Origin of the sequence: Variovorax sp. CF079 (assembly GCF_900101545.1) — a bacterium.
Classification (GTDB): domain Bacteria; phylum Pseudomonadota; class Gammaproteobacteria; order Burkholderiales; family Burkholderiaceae_C; genus Variovorax.
Genome location: NZ_FMZU01000013.1, coordinates 154601 through 170724, shown reverse-complemented (window position 1 = coordinate 170724; position 16124 = coordinate 154601). Strand labels below are relative to the sequence as shown.

Annotated in this window: 11 protein-coding genes and 1 pseudogene; 5 read left to right on the top strand and 7 right to left on the bottom strand. The window is 68.0% G+C overall.

What is annotated here, in order from left to right; all coding sequences use genetic code 11:
• Positions 1–95 precede the first annotated feature (95 nt).
• The 3 genes and pseudogenes from BLS74_RS18760 (at position 96) to BLS74_RS18750 (ending at position 3051) form a co-directional block, all read left to right on the top strand.
• Positions 96–1313, top strand: coding sequence for a LysM peptidoglycan-binding domain-containing protein (locus BLS74_RS18760; RefSeq protein ID WP_093108653.1), 1218 nt, complete (start codon positions 96–98; stop codon positions 1311–1313).
• Between the two features lie 21 nt (positions 1314–1334).
• Positions 1335–2467 (top strand): annotated as a pseudogene (gene dprA / locus BLS74_RS18755) (DNA-processing protein DprA); the annotation flags it as partial.
• 68 nt (positions 2468–2535) lie between these two features.
• On the top strand, positions 2536–3051 hold the full coding sequence (locus BLS74_RS18750) for a Smg family protein (RefSeq protein WP_093108652.1): 516 nt from the start codon (positions 2536–2538) through the stop codon (positions 3049–3051).
• 6 nt (positions 3052–3057) lie between these two features.
• On the opposite strand, the gene BLS74_RS18745 is transcribed toward BLS74_RS18750, so the two are convergent.
• The 5 genes from BLS74_RS18745 to BLS74_RS18725 all read right to left on the bottom strand — a co-directional run bounded on the left by BLS74_RS18745 (position 3058) and on the right by BLS74_RS18725 (position 12724).
• Positions 3058–5508, bottom strand: a complete 2451-nt coding sequence (locus BLS74_RS18745) for a DUF1631 family protein (RefSeq protein ID WP_093108651.1) — start codon at positions 5506–5508, stop codon at positions 3058–3060.
• A 128-nt stretch (positions 5509–5636) separates the two neighbouring features.
• Positions 5637–6590: a protein translocase subunit SecF gene (gene secF / locus BLS74_RS18740; RefSeq protein WP_093108650.1), complete on the bottom strand. Its 954-nt coding sequence runs from the start codon at positions 6588–6590 to the stop codon at positions 5637–5639.
• Between the two features lie 12 nt (positions 6591–6602).
• Positions 6603–8483 (bottom strand): protein translocase subunit SecD, encoded by a 1881-nt coding sequence (gene secD / locus BLS74_RS18735; protein WP_093108649.1) that lies wholly within the window; start codon positions 8481–8483, stop codon positions 6603–6605.
• 92 nt (positions 8484–8575) lie between these two features.
• Positions 8576–8911, bottom strand: a complete 336-nt coding sequence (yajC, locus tag BLS74_RS18730; RefSeq protein WP_093108648.1) for a preprotein translocase subunit YajC — start codon at positions 8909–8911, stop codon at positions 8576–8578.
• A gap of 207 nt (positions 8912–9118) precedes the next feature.
• Positions 9119–12724, bottom strand: a complete 3606-nt coding sequence (locus BLS74_RS18725) for an indolepyruvate ferredoxin oxidoreductase family protein (protein WP_093108647.1) — start codon at positions 12722–12724, stop codon at positions 9119–9121.
• Between the two features lie 178 nt (positions 12725–12902).
• Here BLS74_RS18725 and BLS74_RS18720 point away from each other — a divergent pair, with 178 nt between their 5' ends.
• The gene (locus BLS74_RS18720) at positions 12903–13415 is read left to right on the top strand and encodes an Lrp/AsnC family transcriptional regulator (protein ID WP_093108646.1); all 513 of its coding nucleotides are present in this window, start codon (positions 12903–12905) and stop codon (positions 13413–13415) included.
• Positions 13416–13421: 6 nt separating this feature from the next.
• Entirely contained in the window at positions 13422–15053 is a 1632-nt protein-coding gene (locus BLS74_RS18715; RefSeq protein ID WP_093108645.1) for an MFS transporter, read from the top strand.
• A 10-nt stretch (positions 15054–15063) separates the two neighbouring features.
• Here the strand turns inward: BLS74_RS18715 and BLS74_RS18710 are convergent, their stop codons facing one another.
• Positions 15064–15378 (bottom strand): cytochrome C oxidase subunit IV family protein, encoded by a 315-nt coding sequence (locus BLS74_RS18710; RefSeq protein WP_093108644.1) that lies wholly within the window; start codon positions 15376–15378, stop codon positions 15064–15066.
• Between the two features lie 11 nt (positions 15379–15389).
• A complete protein-coding gene (locus BLS74_RS18705; RefSeq protein WP_170855653.1) occupies positions 15390–16082 on the bottom strand; it encodes a heme-copper oxidase subunit III family protein in 693 nt (230 codons plus the stop codon).
• Between the last annotated feature and the right edge of the window lie 42 nt (positions 16083–16124).

Here is a 16124-nt window from a genome sequence, read left to right as displayed (position 1 = left end):
AACGTTGCCCCTTCAAGGGCTTCAGCGCAAAATTCGTTGCAAATTGTGAGGATTCGTACGCCCCCCTGGGCGTAGTGCGTGCACACCATCAAACCATGAAACAACTCCGAATCAACGACTGCCTGCGTCCGAACATCTTCGCCACGCTGGCGATGATCGCCATGGTGGGCAGCGGCACGACGGCCCTCGCGCAGAACTACCCCGTTACGCCGCAGCAGCGCGCCACGGCCCAGCAGACGGCGCAGACCGGCGTACCGCTCAGCGAGCTGGCGCCGAACGCGCCCGACGAATACACGATCAAGCCCCGCGACACACTGTGGGCCGTTTCCCGCCTTTACCTGCGCAGCCCCTGGCGCTGGCCCGAGCTCTGGGGCATGAACATGGGCGAGATCCGCAATCCGCACCTCATCTATCCAGGCCAGGTGCTCTATCTCGACAAGACCGGCGGCCGCGCCCGCCTGAGCACCCGCCGCGGCGGCTCGAGCGTGGCCGACGGAGGCACCATCAAGCTGACGCCCCGCACACGTTTCGAATCGCTGTCGGGCATGGCGCTGCCGACGCTCAACCCCAGCCTGATCGAACCCTTCCTGAGCGAGCCGATCGTGGTCGACCAGGAGACCCTGCTCACGGCGCCGCGCATCGTGGCGGGCAACGACAGCCGCGTGCTGCTCGCGCGCGGCGACCGCGCCTATGCGCGGGGCGAGGTCAACTCGCCGCTGGTGGAAACCGCCGGCCCGATCAAGACCTTCCGCATCTTCCGCAACGCGACGCCGCTGAAGGACCCCGGCACCGGCGAGATCCTCGGCTACGAGGCGCAGTACCTCGGCAAGGCCCAGCTGCAGCGCGGCGAGTCGAGCGTCACCGAGATGGTGGAAGGCAAGGAGCTCAAGAGCGTGGTGCCCGCGACCGTCGACATCGTGGCGGCGCGCGAGGAAATGCGCGCCGGCGACCGCCTGCTGCCCGAACCGCCCCGCCAGCTGCTGAGCTACGTGCCGCGCGCGCCCCAGCAGCCCATCGAGGAAGGCCGCATCGTCTCGGTCTACGGCAACGCGGTGCAGTTCGCGGCCCAGAACCAGGTGGTCGCGATCAACAAGGGCACCCTCGACGGCATCGAGAACGGCCACGTGCTGGCCATCCTCAAGAACGGCGAAACCATCATCGACAAGACCGGATCGGGCAAGGAGACGCTGAAGCTGCCCAACGAGCGCATCGGCCTGCTGATGGTGTTCCGTCCGTTCGAGCGGGTCTCGTACGCGCTGGTGCTCGAAATCAACGACGCCCCGCGCATCGGCGATCTGCTGATCAACCCCTGACACCTCCTCTTCCTCCTTCGCGTGGAACGTGAAGAACTCGCGGGCTGGCTGCGGCTCACGCTGACGCCGGGCATCGGCAACACGGCAGCGCGCAAGCTGCTCGCGGCCTTCGGGCTGCCTGCGGGCGTTTTCGTGCAGTCGCCGGCGGCGCTGCAGCAGCTCGTGACGGACGCGCAGGCGCAGGCCCTGCTTCGCGCACCGGACGAACTCCGGCACTGCTCGACCAGACCCTCGAATGGCTGCAAGGCACCGAAGAAGGCGCCACGCGGCGCATCCTGACCTTGGGCGATCCCGGCTATCCCGCCTCGCTGCTCGAGATGGCGGACCCGCCGCTGATGCTCTACCTGCTGGGCGCGCCAGCGCTGTATCTCACGCAGCTCGGGAACAGCGTCGCCATGGTCGGCAGCCGTAATCCGACGCAGCAGGGCGCGTCGAATGCGCGCGCCTTCGCCCGGGCCTTCGGCGAAGCCGGAATTCCGGTGGTGTCGGGGGCTTGCGCTCGGCGTCGACGGCGCGGCCCACGAGGGCGCGCTCGATGCACCCGATGACCCGGGCCGCCCGGTGACGGTGGCCGTGGTCGGCACGGGACTGGACCGCGTCTACCCGGCCAGGCACCGCGAGCTGGCGCACCGCATCGCAGCCTGCGGCCTGATCGTGAGCGAGTTCCCGCTCGGCACGCCGCCGCTCAACCAGAACTTCCCCAAGCGCAACCGCATCATTGCCGACCTCTCGCGCGGCACGCTGGTGGTGGAGGCCGCGCTGCAGTCGGGCTCGCTGATCACACCGCCAGGCTCGCGACCGAGCAGGGCAAGGAGGTGTTCGCCATTCCCGGCTCGATCCACTCGCCGCTGTCGCGCGGCTGCCATGCCTTGATCCGCCAGGGTGCGAAGCTGGTCGAGACGGTGGGCGACGTGCTCGAAGAGTTGCGCCTGGACGGCGCCACGGCTTCTGCTGCTGCGAATCCGACGGCGCAGGACGCCGATGCCGACGCGGAACACGGGCTCCTGCACGACATGGGCTACGACCCGGTGAGGCTCGATGCGCTGTGCGCACGCACCGGCTTCAGCGCCGCCGAGCTGCAGGCGCAACTGCTCGAGCTCGAACTCGCCGTCAGCGTCGCCCGCCTGCCCGGCGGCCTGTTCCAGCGCGTTGCGCAGGGCTGGCGGCGTCGCGTTCGAACAACGCAGCGGGCCAGGCGCGCCGAGTGGGCTATATTGGCCCCATGTTCGAAGTGCTCGTGTATGTCTACGAAAACTACTGGCGCGGCGATGCGTGTCCCGAGCCCGAGCAACTGGGCCGCAAGCTCAGCGCGCAGGGCTTCGATGCGGAAGAGATCCGCGACGCACTGCGCTGGCTCGACGGCCTGAGCCTCGCCACCCAGGGCGTGCAACTGACCCGGCACGCCGACGGGACCAGCGCCACGGTGAGCGCGCGCAGCCCGAACGATGCCGCCTTGCCCGAATCGCCGGGTTCGATGCGCGTCTATTCGACCGCCGAGCAGGAACACCTGGGCGCCGAATGCCTGGGCTTCATCAGCTTCCTCGAGTCCGCGAGCGTGCTGCCCCCCGGCATGCGCGAGATCGTGATCGATCGCGCCATGGCCACATCGGGCGACCCGCTGGCGCTCGACGAGCTCAAGATCATCGTGCTGATGGTGCACTGGAGCACCGGCGTCGAGCCCGATGCGCTGGTGCTCGACGAGCTATGCGACGACACGACAGGCCGCGTCGCGCACTGAAGCCGGCTAGTTCAGCAGCCGCTCCGGATTGGCATCCAGCTTGGCCAGCGCCTCGCGCGTGGCCCGCACCGTGAGCGTTTCCTCCTCGGCCGGCACCAGAAGACCCGCCTGCAGATAGGACGCCAAGCGCCCGACCTGGACCAGGAAGCTGCGCCCGTCGCTCGACGCGAACAGGTGCAACTGCTTGCGCTCGCTGCGCCAGACGAACTGCACCTGGCTCACGCGGTCGTTGTGGTCGAGCATGAACCAGGTGCCGACCTGGAGTTCGCGCGCCCACGCGAGCATGTCCTCGCCGACCTTGGTGCCGGTGTCGGGCACGATCTCGAGCGATGCCGCATCGACCCCGAGCAGCAGCTCGATGCTGGCGGCGTCCAGCGGCAGGTCGGTCGCACCGTCGTCGTCGGAAACGAAATCCTCGAGGTTGGCCAAGCGCTTGGCCATGGCCTCGATCTTGGCCGGCGGAATGGCCTCGGTCTTCGACAGGAAGGCATCGGACAAGGTGGCGCCGATGGTCTTGATGTGCGCCTCCTGCGGATCGCCGACGATGCCCAGCAGGCTCATGCCCTGGCGCAGGCGCTGCAGCAGCTGGGGCAGGTCCTGGATCACGCGGGCGCGGTCGTTGCGGTTGGGCTTGGCGCTCGCAGCCCACACCAGGTCGGAAGCGGCGCGCTTGAGCGTCACCGTCTGCTCGTCCTGGGCGCCGTGGCGCAGCGCCGCGATCGCGAGCACCTCGGCCCAGACCTTGAACAGGAACTCACGGATCTCCTCGCGCACCGGCATGTCATTGAGCATCTTGCGCAACTCGATGGTGTACTGGATCGCCATCGTCTCCTTCTGCTCGACCTGCTGCGCCACGCTCATCAGGCGCTGGGTGGCGTCGCTCTGCGTCAGGTACTTGTTGAGGAAGGCGACGAATTCGTCGAACACCAGCTTGAACACGCGCTGGCCGGTTTCGGGGTACTGCTCGATCACCTGGACCACGCGGCGGATCTCGCCCTCCAGTGCGCTGCCCGAAATGGCGGCGGCGTCGAAGCCCATCACGCAGGAACCCATGCGGTCGATCAGCATGCGCGCGGGGTGCTGCAGCGTGCCGAAGAATTCCGGCTCGGCGATCGCGACGCGCAGCACCGGCATCTGCAGCCGCGCGAACCACACGCGCGCCGAGAACGGGATGCGCTCCTCGGCGAGGATGGCCTGGAACATCAGCGCCACGATCTCGACCGTGGCCTTGTCGGCGGTGGTCGGCGCCTTTTTCTTGAGTTCGCTGGTGCGCCGGCGCATTTCGGCCGCGGTCTGGTGAATCGCCGTGGCCTCGTCGCCGACCACGTACTGCGAGGACATCATCTGGTAGGCCGCTTCCGCATCGGCGATCGCGGCGGCGAAGGCTGGTGCGCCGAGGCCCACACCGCCACCCCCGCCACCCCCGTGACCGCCGTGACCACCGTGACCACCGTGACCACCGTGACCGCCGTGACCGCCGTGACCGCCGTGACCGCCGCCTGCTGCCATGCTGCCCGCCGCCGCTGCGCGCTGCTGGGAGAGATCGCCGCCGATGCGCGCGGTCACGAAGCGCTTGAGATTGAGCAGCACGCCCTGCGCCCGCTGGCGTGCAAGGACCAGCGGTGAACCGCCGGTCGCGACCAGCGTGTCGCCGCCGGCAGTGCCCGGTCCGCGGCCGACGCCGATCGCCGCCGGCGCGAAGCTGCCCGGGGGCGCCCCGAAGGCAACGGGCGGGCCGCCCACGCCCATCGGCGCGCTGCCGGCATGGGCAAAACTGGTCCCGAGCGTCGCCGTGCCGGAGCTGACGCTGCCCGTGCGCTTGACGAAGCTCTTGAGATCGATCTCGGGCATCACGCCCTTCTCGATCAGGAAGGCATTGGATTCCTTGTAGGCCTTGACGATCACGTCGACCAGCTGGTGCTGCACCACGTCCTGCACCTTGGTCCAGAGGCTGCGGCTCAGGCCGGCGGCCAGCCACTGGTCGACCAGCACTTTGGCCAGCGCCTCGGGCTTGAGGATGTCCTTGGCGTTGAGCTCGGCCGTGCCTTCGAGATGCTGGATGCGCAGCCGCAGGTCGTTGAGCTCGAAGCTGGCCTTGTCCTGGATCGCCTGGGCCAGGCGGGAGTACAGGATGCCGGTCTCCACCACCTCGTCGCCGATCAGTTCGAGGCGCGACAGCGAGTTGACCGAAGGCCCGCTGCCGGTACTGCCGATCAGCGCCTTGCGCCATGCAGTCTGCGACAGCGGCACCCAGCTCGACCCCTGGGCCTGGAAAGCGATGTAGTCGTCGCGGTTCTCCTGCATCTGGCGCACGTTGCCGGTCATTCCGGCGAGGGCGGCCAGCCGCTCGCGGATCGCGTGGGCGACCGGCGGGATCGCACCTTCGGTGGCGGCGACGAAGCGTTCGCGCGTCTCGCGAGCGAGTTGCTGGGAGGAAGCTGGAGACCGCGAGATCATGGACAGTAGCGACGGCTAATTAAAAACGTTTCAGGCGCGAGCTTGCCTCGGGAAGCGTAACCGCACAAGAGCAGACCCCGCTCGGCAGCAACCCCAACAGACGAAAGTCGGGGCCGAGGGCGCGCCGTTCACACGGTGGCGCCTGCGTTCGGATCGTCCGGATCGCCCTCGCGCTTGATCGGCCCCTTGACCAGGTCCTCCCGCTTGACGCCCAGCCACATCGCGATCGCCGCCGCCACGAAAGCCGACGAGTAGATGCCGAACAGGATGCCGATGGTCAGCGCCAGCGCGAAATAGTGCAGCGTCGGGCCGCCGAAGAAGAACATCGAAAGCACCACCAGCTGGGTGCAACCGTGCGTGATGATGGTGCGGCTGATGGTCGAGGTGATCGCGTTGTCGATGACCTCGCGCGTCGTCATCTTGCGGTAGCGCCGGAAGTTCTCGCGCACCCGGTCGAAGATGACCACCGACTCGTTGACCGAATATCCCAGCACCGCCAGCACCGCCGCCAGCACCGCCAGCGAGAACTCCCACTGGAAGAAGGCGAAGAAGCCCAGGATGATCACCACGTCGTGCAGGTTGGCCAGCACGGTGGCGAGCGCGAACTTCCATTCGAAGCGGAAGGCCAGGTAGATCATGATGCCGACCACCACCATGCCCAGCGCCTTGAGGCCGTTGGTGGTGAGCTCCTCGCCCACCTGCGGGCCGACGAATTCGTTGCCGCGCAGGGTGGCCGATGGGTCGACCGCCTTGAGGGCGGCCATCACCTGCTCGCTCTGCTGGGCCGAGGTCTGGCCTTTCTGCACCGGCAGGCGGATCTGCACGTCGCGCGAGGTGCCGAAGTTCTGCACCTGCACGTCGGGGTAGCCGAGCTTGCCGATGGTTTCGCGCACCTTGCCGACGTCGACCGACTGCTGGTAGGCGACCTCCATCACGGTGCCGCCGGTGAACTCGACCGACAAGTGCAGCCCGCGATGAAACAGGAAGAACACCGCCAGCAGGAAGGTGATGACGGAGATCGCGTTCAGCACCAGCGCATGGCGCATGAACGGGATGGTCCGGTGGATTCGGAAGAACTCCATTTTTGTGTTCCCTTACTTGGCGTCGGCCGTGGCCTTGCTGGCGTCCGGCTTCCAGACCGTACCGATCGACAGGCTCTTGAGCTTCTTCTTGCTGCCGTACCAGAAGTTCACCAGGCCGCGCGAGAAGAACACCGCCGAGAACATGGAGGTGACGATGCCGATGCAGTGCACCACGGCGAAGCCGCGCACCGGGCCCGAGCCGAAGGCCAGCAGCGCGATGCCCGCGATCAGGGTGGTCACGTTGGAATCGAGAATCGTGCCCCAGGCGCGGTCGTAGCCCGCATGGATGGCCGCCTGCGGCGAGGCGCCGCCGCGCAGCTCCTCGCGCACGCGCTCGTTGATCAGCACGTTGGAGTCGATGGCCACGCCGATCGCGAGCGCCATGGCCGCGATGCCGGGCAGCGTGAGCGTGGCCTGCAGCATCGACAGCACCGCCACCAGGAGCAGCAGGTTGACCGCCAGCGCGATCGACGAGAACACGCCGAACAGCGCGTAGTAGAGGCACATGAACACCATGATCGCGGCGAAGCCGTACATCACGCTGTCGAAGCCCTTCTGGATGTTGTCGGCGCCCAGGCTCGGGCCGATGGTGCGTTCCTGGATGATTTCCATCGGCGCGGCCAGCGAGCCGGCACGCAGCAGCAGCGCGAGGTCGTTGGCCTCGACCACGGTCATCGAACCCGAGATCTGGAAGCGGTTGCCGAGCTCGCCGTTGATCGACGGTGCGGTCAGGACCTCGCCCTTGCCCTTTTCGAAGATCAGCATCGCCATGCGCTTGCGGAAGTTCTCGCGGCTCACGTCGCGCATGATGCGGCCGCCCTTGGCGTCCATGGTCAGGTCGACCTTGGGCTGTTGGGTCTGCGAATCGAAGCCGGGTTGCGCATCGGTGAGGTTCTCGCCGGTCACCAGCACCTGCTTCTTGACGATGACGGGGCGGCCTTCGCGGTCGAGGAATTTCTCGGAGCCGAAGGGCACCGGGCCGCTGCCGGTTTCGGCCGCGCGGCCTTCGGCGGACTCGTCCACCAGGCGCATCTCGAGCGTGGCGGTGCGGCCCAGGATGTCCTTGGCCTTGGCCGTGTCCTGCACGCCCGGCAGCTGCACCACGATGCGGTCCAGGCCCTGCTGCTGGATCACCGGCTCGGCCACGCCGAGCTCGTTGATCCGGTTGTGCAGGGTCGTGATGTTCTGCTTGAGCGCCGCGTCCTGCAGCCGGCGCGCGGCCTCGGGCTTGATGGTGGCGACGAGCTTCCACTCGCTGCCTTCCTGGCTGTCGGTCGTCGCGAGGTCGGTGAACTGGTCCTGGATCAGCGCCTTGGCCGCTTCCAGCCCGGCGGCATCGCGGAAGCGCACCTCGATGGTCTGGCCGTTGCGGGTGACCGAGGTGCCGCGGACGCTCTTGTCGCGCAGGCCGGAGCGCAGGTCATTGGCGAAGGACTCGGCCCGCTTGTCGATGGCACCCTTCATGTCGACCTGCAGGAGAAAGTCGACGCCGCCGCGCAGGTCCAGGCCCAGGTACATCGGGTAGGCGTGCAGCGCGGCGAGCCAGGCCGGCGAGCGCGACACCAGGTTGAGCGCCACGATGTAGGGCGGGTCGCTCGGATCCGGCACCAGCGCGCGCTGCAGCACGTCGCGCGCCTTCAGCTGGTCGTCGGTGCTGGCGAAGCGCGCGCGCACCGAGGTGGCGTCCAGCGTCAACAGGTCGGGCGTGAGGCCGGCGGCCTTCAGCGCCTCGGCCACGCGGGCCTGAGTGCCGGCATCGACCTTGACGGTCGACTTGCCCGCGGACACCTGCACCGCAGGCGCCTCGCCGAAGAAATTGGGCAGGGCGTAGATCAGCCCCACGAGCAGCACGATCACGATGATCGCGTACTTCCAGACCGGGTAACGGTTCATGATCGCGCTTGGAAATTGAGCCGAACCGTTCGGGCTGAGCTTGTCGAAGCCGGGAGAGGCCCTTCGACAAGCTCAGGGCGAACGGGGATGGGTTACTTGATGGCGCCCTTGGGCAGCACCTGCACGACCGCGCTGCGCTGCAGCTGCACTTCGACGCCCTTGGCGATCTCCACCGTCAGGTACTGGTCGCCGAGCTGGGTGATCTTGCCGAGCAGGCCGCCGGCGGTCGCCACCTCGTCGCCCTTGGCCAGGGCGTCGATCATGGCGCGGGCTTCCTTCTGGCGCTTCATCTGCGGGCGGATCATCACGAAATACAGCACCACGAACATCAGCACCAGCGGCAGCATGCTGCCGAGCGAGGACATCATGTCGCCGCCGCCGGCAGCAGCAGCAGGCGCGGTCTGGGCGAAAGCAGAGGAAATGAACAAGGAAGTCTCCAGCAGAGGGAAGTGATAAGAGCGCGAACCCCAGCCGGAGTTCACGCTTCCGCGGCCGCATGACGCAGCCGCGCAGCGCGGGGCCTGGCCGCGCACAGCATCGAACATTGTATTCGGCGGCGTTCACCCCGCCGGGGCTAACCCGGCGGGGCGTTCGGGGCTTTCAGGGCAAGGCCCGGCGACCTGCCGGCGCCGGCCTCAGGCCGCGGCGCGCTGCGACCGCGGGTCGCGCCACTTGGCCACGAGCTCGGCCCAGCGCGTGCGCGCCGCGGCCAGGTTGCGCTCCTTGACATGGCCGTAACCGCGGATCTGCTCGGGCAGGCTGGCGATCTCCAGGGCAAGCGCGTGGTTGCCGGCGTTCAGCCCGGCCAGCACCTCGTCGATGCTGGCGCGGTATTCGGCGATCAGCGCGCGCTCGGTCTTGCGTTCCTCGGTGCGGCCGAAGACGTCGAGCGCCGTGCCGCGCAGGCCCTTGAGCTTGGCGAGCAGCCGGAAGCCGGTCAGCATCGCGGGGCCGAACTTCTGCTTCTGCAGTTCGCCCTTGGCGTTGCGCCTGGCGATGATCGGCGGGGCCAGGTGGTAGTTGAGCTTGAAGTCGCCCTCGAACATGCCCTCGACGCGGTCGAGGAAGCTGCGGTCGGTGTGCAGGCGAGCGACCTCGTACTCGTCCTTGTAGGCCATGAGCTTGAACAGGTAGCGCGCCACCGCTTCGGTCAGGCTGGTCTTGCCCAGGGCCGACTCGGCCTGCTGCACCTTGGCGACGAAGGCCTTGTACTGCCCGGCATAGGCCGCGTTCTGGTAGCCGGTGAGGAACTCGGCGCGGCGCTCGACCAGGCTCTCGACCGTGTCGCGCTTCTTGAACTCGATGATCTGGCCGGGCGAGACGCGCTTCTGCACCGCCTCGGGGCGCTGCGCGGCCTGGCGGCCCCATTCGAAGGCGGCCTTGTTGTTCTCGATCGCCACCGCGTTGAGGTCGATCGCGCGCATCAGCGAGGCATGCTCGAGCGGGATCCAGCCCTTCTGCCAGGCATAGCCCAGGATCATCGGGTTGACGTAGATGGTGTCGCCCATCAGCGAAGTCGCGGCCGCATCCGCGTCGAAGGCGCCGACGCCTTCGGCTCCCACCGCGCGCGCGATCTCGGCGGCGCAGGCTTCCTGCGGGTTCTGCCAGTTGGCGTTGCGCACGAAGGCGGCCGTCGGCGTGCTGTGGCTGTTGAGCGCGACATGGGTGCGCCCTTCGCGCATGCGCGCCATGGTTTCGGCATTGACGCTAACCAGCGGGTCGCAGGCCAGCACCAGGTCGGCCGCCGCGGTGCCCACGCGCGTGGTGCGGATGTCGTCCTGCGTGTCGCCGATCAGCACGTGGCTCCAGGTGGCGCCGCCCTTCTGCGCCAGGCCGGCCGCGTCCTGCGTGACGATGCCCTTGCCCTCGATGTGGGCCGCCATGCCCAGCAGCTGGCCGATGGTGATGACGCCGGTGCCGCCGACGCCCGCCACCACCACGCCCCAGACCTTGCCGCCGGCGAGCGAAGGCAATGCAGGCTCGGCCAGCGCGCCCAGCTCGGCGGGCGTGGCGGACTTGTCCTTCGCCTTCTTCTTGAGCTGGCCGCCTTCGACGGTGACGAAGCTCGGGCAGAAGCCCTTCAGGCAGCTCATGTCCTTGTTGCAGGTGCTCTGGTTGATGGTGCGCTTGCGGCCGAACTCGGTCTCCAGCGGCTCCACCGACAGGCAGTTGCTCTGCACGCTGCAGTCGCCGCAACCTTCGCAGACCAGCTCGTTGATGACCACACGCTTGGCCGGATCGACGGCCGTGCCGCGCTTGCGGCGGCGGCGCTTCTCGGTGGCGCAGGTCTGGTCGTAGATGATGGCCGTGGTGCCCTTGATCTCCCGGAACTCGCGCTGGATTTCGTCCAACTCGTCGCGATGCCGCACCTTCACGTCCTGGCCGGGCACGTTCACGCCTTCGTACTTCTCCGGCTCGTCGGTGACGATCACCACCTTGACCGCGCCTTCGGCATGCAGGCTCTCGGCGATCTGCAGCACCGAGTGGCCCTCGGGCCGCTCGCCGACCTGCTGGCCGCCGGTCATGGCGACCGCGTCGTTGTAGAGGATCTTGTAGGTGATGTTGACGCCGGCCGCGATGCTCTGGCGGATGGCGAGCAGGCCGCTGTGGAAGTAGGTGCCGTCGCCCAGGTTGGCGAAGATGTGCTGGTCGGTCGTGAAGGGCTGCTGGCCGACCCACGGCACGCCCTCGCCGCCCATCTGCGTGAAGCCGATGGTGGAACGGTCCATCCAGGTCGCCATGAAGTGGCAGCCGATGCCGCCCATCGCGCGGGAGCCCTCGGGCACCACGGTGCTGGTGTTGTGCGGGCAACCCGAGCAGAACCAGGGCTGGCGGCCCGCGTCCGAGACGCCGGTGGCCTGTGGCGCGGCCATGGCGCGCTCCTTGGCCTCCAGGATGGCCAGTTGCGCATCGATGCGCGCGGCCATGTCGGCGCCGGCGGCAGCCAGGAGGCCGCTCTTCTTCAGGCGCTGGGCGATCGCCTTGGCGATCAGTGCCGGGTTCAGGTCGGCGTTGGAGCGCAAGAGCGTGTGCGAAGTCGGATTGGGCATCGACCATTCGCCGCCGGAGTAGCCCTCGGCCTCGTACACCTCGCCCTCGTCGAACTTGCCGACCACGTTGGGCCGGACGTCGGCGCGCCAGTTGTAGAGCTCTTCCTTGAGCTGGTATTCGATGACCTGGCGCTTCTCCTCGACCACCAGGATCTCCTGCAGGCCGGTGGCGAAGGCGCGCGTGAGCTGCGCCTCCAGCGGCCACACCACCGCCACCTTGTGCAGGCGGATGCCGAGCTGGCGGCAGGCCGCGTCGTCCAGGCCCAGGTCGATCAGCGCCTGGCGCGTGTCGTTGAAGGCCTTGCCGCTGGCCATGATGCCGAAGCGGTCGTTCGGGCCTTCGATCACGTTGTGGTTGAGCCGGTTGGCGCGGATGTAGGCCAGCGCGGCATACCACTTGTAGTGCATGAGCCGCGCTTCCTGCTCCAGCGCATGGTCGGGCCAGCGGATGTGCAGGCCGCCGGGCGGCATCTGGAAGTCGGTGGGCATCACGATCTCGACGCGCTCCGGGTCGATCATCGCGGTGGCGCTCGACTCGACGATCTCCTGGATCGTCTTCATGCCCGACCAGATGCCGGCGAAGCGGCTCATCGCAAAGGCATGGATGCCGAGGTCCAGGATCTCCTGCACGTTGGTCGGGAAGAACACCGGCGTGCCGCAGGCCTTGAAGATGTGATCGCTCTGGTGCGCCGCGGTCGAGCTCTTGGAGATGTGGTCGTCGCCGGCCACCGCGATCACGCCGCCCCAGGGCGTGGTGCCGGCCATGTTGGCGTGCTTGAAGACGTCGGAGCAGCGGTCCACGCCCGGGCCCTTGCCGTACCAGATGCCGAACACGCCGTCGTACTTGTTGGTTCCAGCGGGCGAGAAGCCGAGCTGCTGGGTGCCCCAGAGCGCGGTGGCCGCAAGCTCTTCGTTCACGCCCGGCTGGAACACGATGTGCTGTTCCTTCAGGTACTTGCTGGCCTTCCAGAGCGCCTGGTCGTAGCCGCCGAGCGGCGAGCCGCGGTAGCCGCTGATGAAGCCGGCCGTGTTCTTGCCGGCCTGCTTGTCGCGCAGGCGCTGCAGCATCGGCAGCTTGACCAGGGCCTGCACGCCGCTCATGAAAGCGCGTCCGTAGTCCAGGCTGTATTTGTCGTCGAGCGTGACCGTTTCTAGGGCCTTGCGAATGTGCTCCGGCAGCGGTGCGTTCATCGTTGTCTCCGTGGCTGTGCCTTGTGGGCGTGGCGATTGGGTGGGCGAGGCGTCCGGGTAGAACATTTCCCGCAGCCATCATGCTCGCAAAGTGTATGCCTGCCGCCTTGATAGGTGTTTGCGTTCTTTGCCCGTTCAAGCAGGCTTTTTGGAAGGATCTTGCTTAAACTAGGCCTTCATGGAAAGTATTGACAAGTTCGACCTCGCGATCCTGCAAGAACTGCAGGCCGACGCCCGGCTCACCAACGCCGAGCTGGCGCAGCGCGTGGGGCTCTCGGCGGCGCCCTGCTGGCGCCGCGTGCGCGCGCTGGAAACCGCCGGCTACATCCGCGGCTACCACGCCGAGATCGACCGCCACAAGATCGGCCTGGGCGTGCTCGCCTTCGTGCGCCTGGACACCGACCGCGCCACCGGCGAGGTCACGCGCAAGATCGAGGAGGCGATCCGCAAGCTGCCCGAGGTGGTGGCCTGCCACTACATCAGCGGCACCGGCATGTTCGAGCTGCAGGTGGTGGCGGAAGACCTGGACGGCTTCTCGCGCTTCGCGCTCAACAGCCTGATGCACCTGCCCAACGTGAAAGACCTGCACACCAGCTTCTCTCTCGGCGAGGTCAAGGCCAGCCGCGCGCTGCCGCTGGGCCACCTGGCGAAGAAGCCGGCGAAGTCCGGGAAGCCGGGCGCGGGACAATAGCGGCTCATGCCACCGATCTCGACCGAGGAAACCCCCGTCGCCCCGACGCGCGCGCAGCCGCCGCGCATCGGCCCCTTCGAACCGCTCATCAAGCAGCCTGTGTTCCGCATGCTGTGGAGCACCTGGCTGGTCGCCAACATCTGCATGTGGATGAACGACGTGGCGGCGGCCTGGATGATGACCTCGCTGACCACTTCGCCGATCTGGGTTGCGCTGGTGCAATCGGCCTCCACGCTGCCGGTGTTCCTGCTCGGGCTGCCGAGCGGCGCGCTGGCCGACATCCTGGACCGGCGGCGCTGGCTGGTCGCGACCCAGTTCTGGCTCGCCGGCGCCGCCATCGTGCTGTGCGGCGCCGTGGTGCTGGACCTCATGAGCGCGCCGCTGCTGCTGGCTCTGACCTTCGCCAACGGCATCGGCCTGGCGCTGCGCTGGCCGGTGTTCTCCGCCATCGTGCCCGAGCTGGTGCCGCGTACCCACCTGCCGGCCGCGCTCGGGCTCAACGGGCTGGCGATGAACGCCTCGCGCATCGTCGGGCCGCTGCTGGCCGGCACGCTGATCGCGAGCGCCGGCAGCGTCTGGGTGTTCGGGCTCAACGCCGTGCTGTGCGTGGCCTCGGGCTTCATCGTGCTGCGCTGGCGGCGCGAGCACAAGCCCAATCCGCTGGGCCGCGAACGGTTGATCAGCGCGATGCGCGTGGGCGTGCAGTTCGTGCGCCAGTCGCAGCGCATGCGCGCGGTGCTCACGCGCATCTCGATCTTCTTCCTGCACTCGACCGCGCTGCTCGCGCTGCTGCCGCTTCTGGCGCGCAACCTGCAAGGCGGCGGGGCCGGCACCTTCACGCTGCTGCTGGCGGCCATGGGCTCGGGCGCGATCGTGGCGGTGCTGTTCCTGCCGCGGCTGCGCCAGGCGCTCGCGCGCGACCAGCTGGTGATCCGCGGCGCCATGCTGCAGTCCGGCGCCACGGCCGTGATGGCGGTGGCGCCCAACGCCTGGATCGCGGTACCGGCGATGTTCCTCGGCGGCATGGCCTGGATCACGGTCGCCAATTCGCTCTCGGTCTCGGCCCAGCTCGCGCTGCCCGACTGGGTGCGCGCGCGCGGCATGTCGATGTACCAGATGGCCATCATGGGCGCGAGCGCCTTCGGTGCCGCGCTCTGGGGCCAGGTGGCCGAGCTCTCCTCGCTCTACATCAGCCTCGGGATCGCGGCCGTGAGCGGCACGGCGTGCATGCTGGTCGCGCTGCGCTACGTGACCGACGGCGTCGGCGAGGAAGACGACACCAGCCCCGCGCGCAAGGGCTGGGCCGCGGGCCCGCCGGCGGAGGCGCCGGGCGAGGAAGGGCGGGTGGTGATCACCGTCGAATACATGATCGACCCCGCGCGCGCCGCCGCCTTCCACATCGTGATGCAGCAGACGCGCCGCGCGCGCCTCGGCCAGGGCGCGATCGGCTGGGAGCTCTTGCACGACATCGCCGAGCCGGGCCGCTACGTCGAGGAGATCGTCGACGAATCGTGGACCGAGCATCTGCGCCGCTTCCACCGCGCGACCGCGGCCGACATGGCGCTGCGCGAGCGGCGCCTGGCCTTCCACCAGGGCGAAACGGTGCCGGTGGTGACGCGCTACGTGGTGCGGCGCTGAGCGCAAGCCGTCAATTGAAGAAGAGCAGCCGCGCCAGCAAGGTGTGGCCGGCCTCCGCCGCCATCAGGCCCACCAGCACCAGCAGGGCCAGCGGCGGCAGCAGGATGGCATAGACCAGCGACAGCCGTTCCCAGGCCATGTGCATGAAGACCGCGACGATCAGGCCTGCCTTCAGCAGCATGAAGGTGAGGATCAGGCCCCAGCGCAGATAGCCCTGCACATGGAGGTAGTCCACCAGGTAGGACATCGTGCTGAGCACGAACAGGAGCCCCCAGATCTTGAGGTAGAGGCTGATCGGATGTTGCTGGCCGGTGCCGGGGTTCATGGTCGAAGTCCTCACCAGAGATAGAAGAGCGCAAAAATAAACACCCACACCAGATCGACGAAGTGCCAGTACAGGCCGACGATCTCGACGATCTGGTAGTTGCCGCCGCGGTCGTAGTCGCCGCGCAGCAGCTTGAAGGCGATGATGAACAGGAACACCACGCCGCCCGACACGTGCAGTCCGTGGAAGCCGGTGATCATGAAGAAGGCCGAGCCGAACTGCGCCGCGCCCATCGGGTTGCCCCAGGGCCGCACGCCCTCTTCCATGATCAGCTTCGACCATTCGAAGGCCTGCATGCCGACGAAGATCTCGCCGCAGGTGGCGGTCACCAGCATCAGCGTGGCGGCGTTCACCTTGTCGCCGCGGTAGGCGCAATTGACGGCCATCGCCATCGTGCCGCTGCTGCTGATGAGCACGAAGGTCATGATCGCGATCAAGAGCAGCGGGACGTCGGCGCCGGCCACATGGAGCGCGAACACCTCGCTCGGGTTGGGCCAGGGCACGGTGGTCGAGACGCGCACCGTCATGTAGCCGACGAGGAAGCAGCTGAAGATGAAGGTGTCGCTCAAGAGGAAGATCCACATCATCGCCTTGCCCCACGAGACGTGGAAGGCTTCGCGGTCGGAGGACCAGTCGGCGATCAGCCCGCGCAGGCCTTCGGCTGCGGCGGCGGGGGTCACGGGCACAACGGGCACAACGGGCATTTGCGCGATCGATGCGGCAGTGTTCATGGCAAGCTTCCTCTA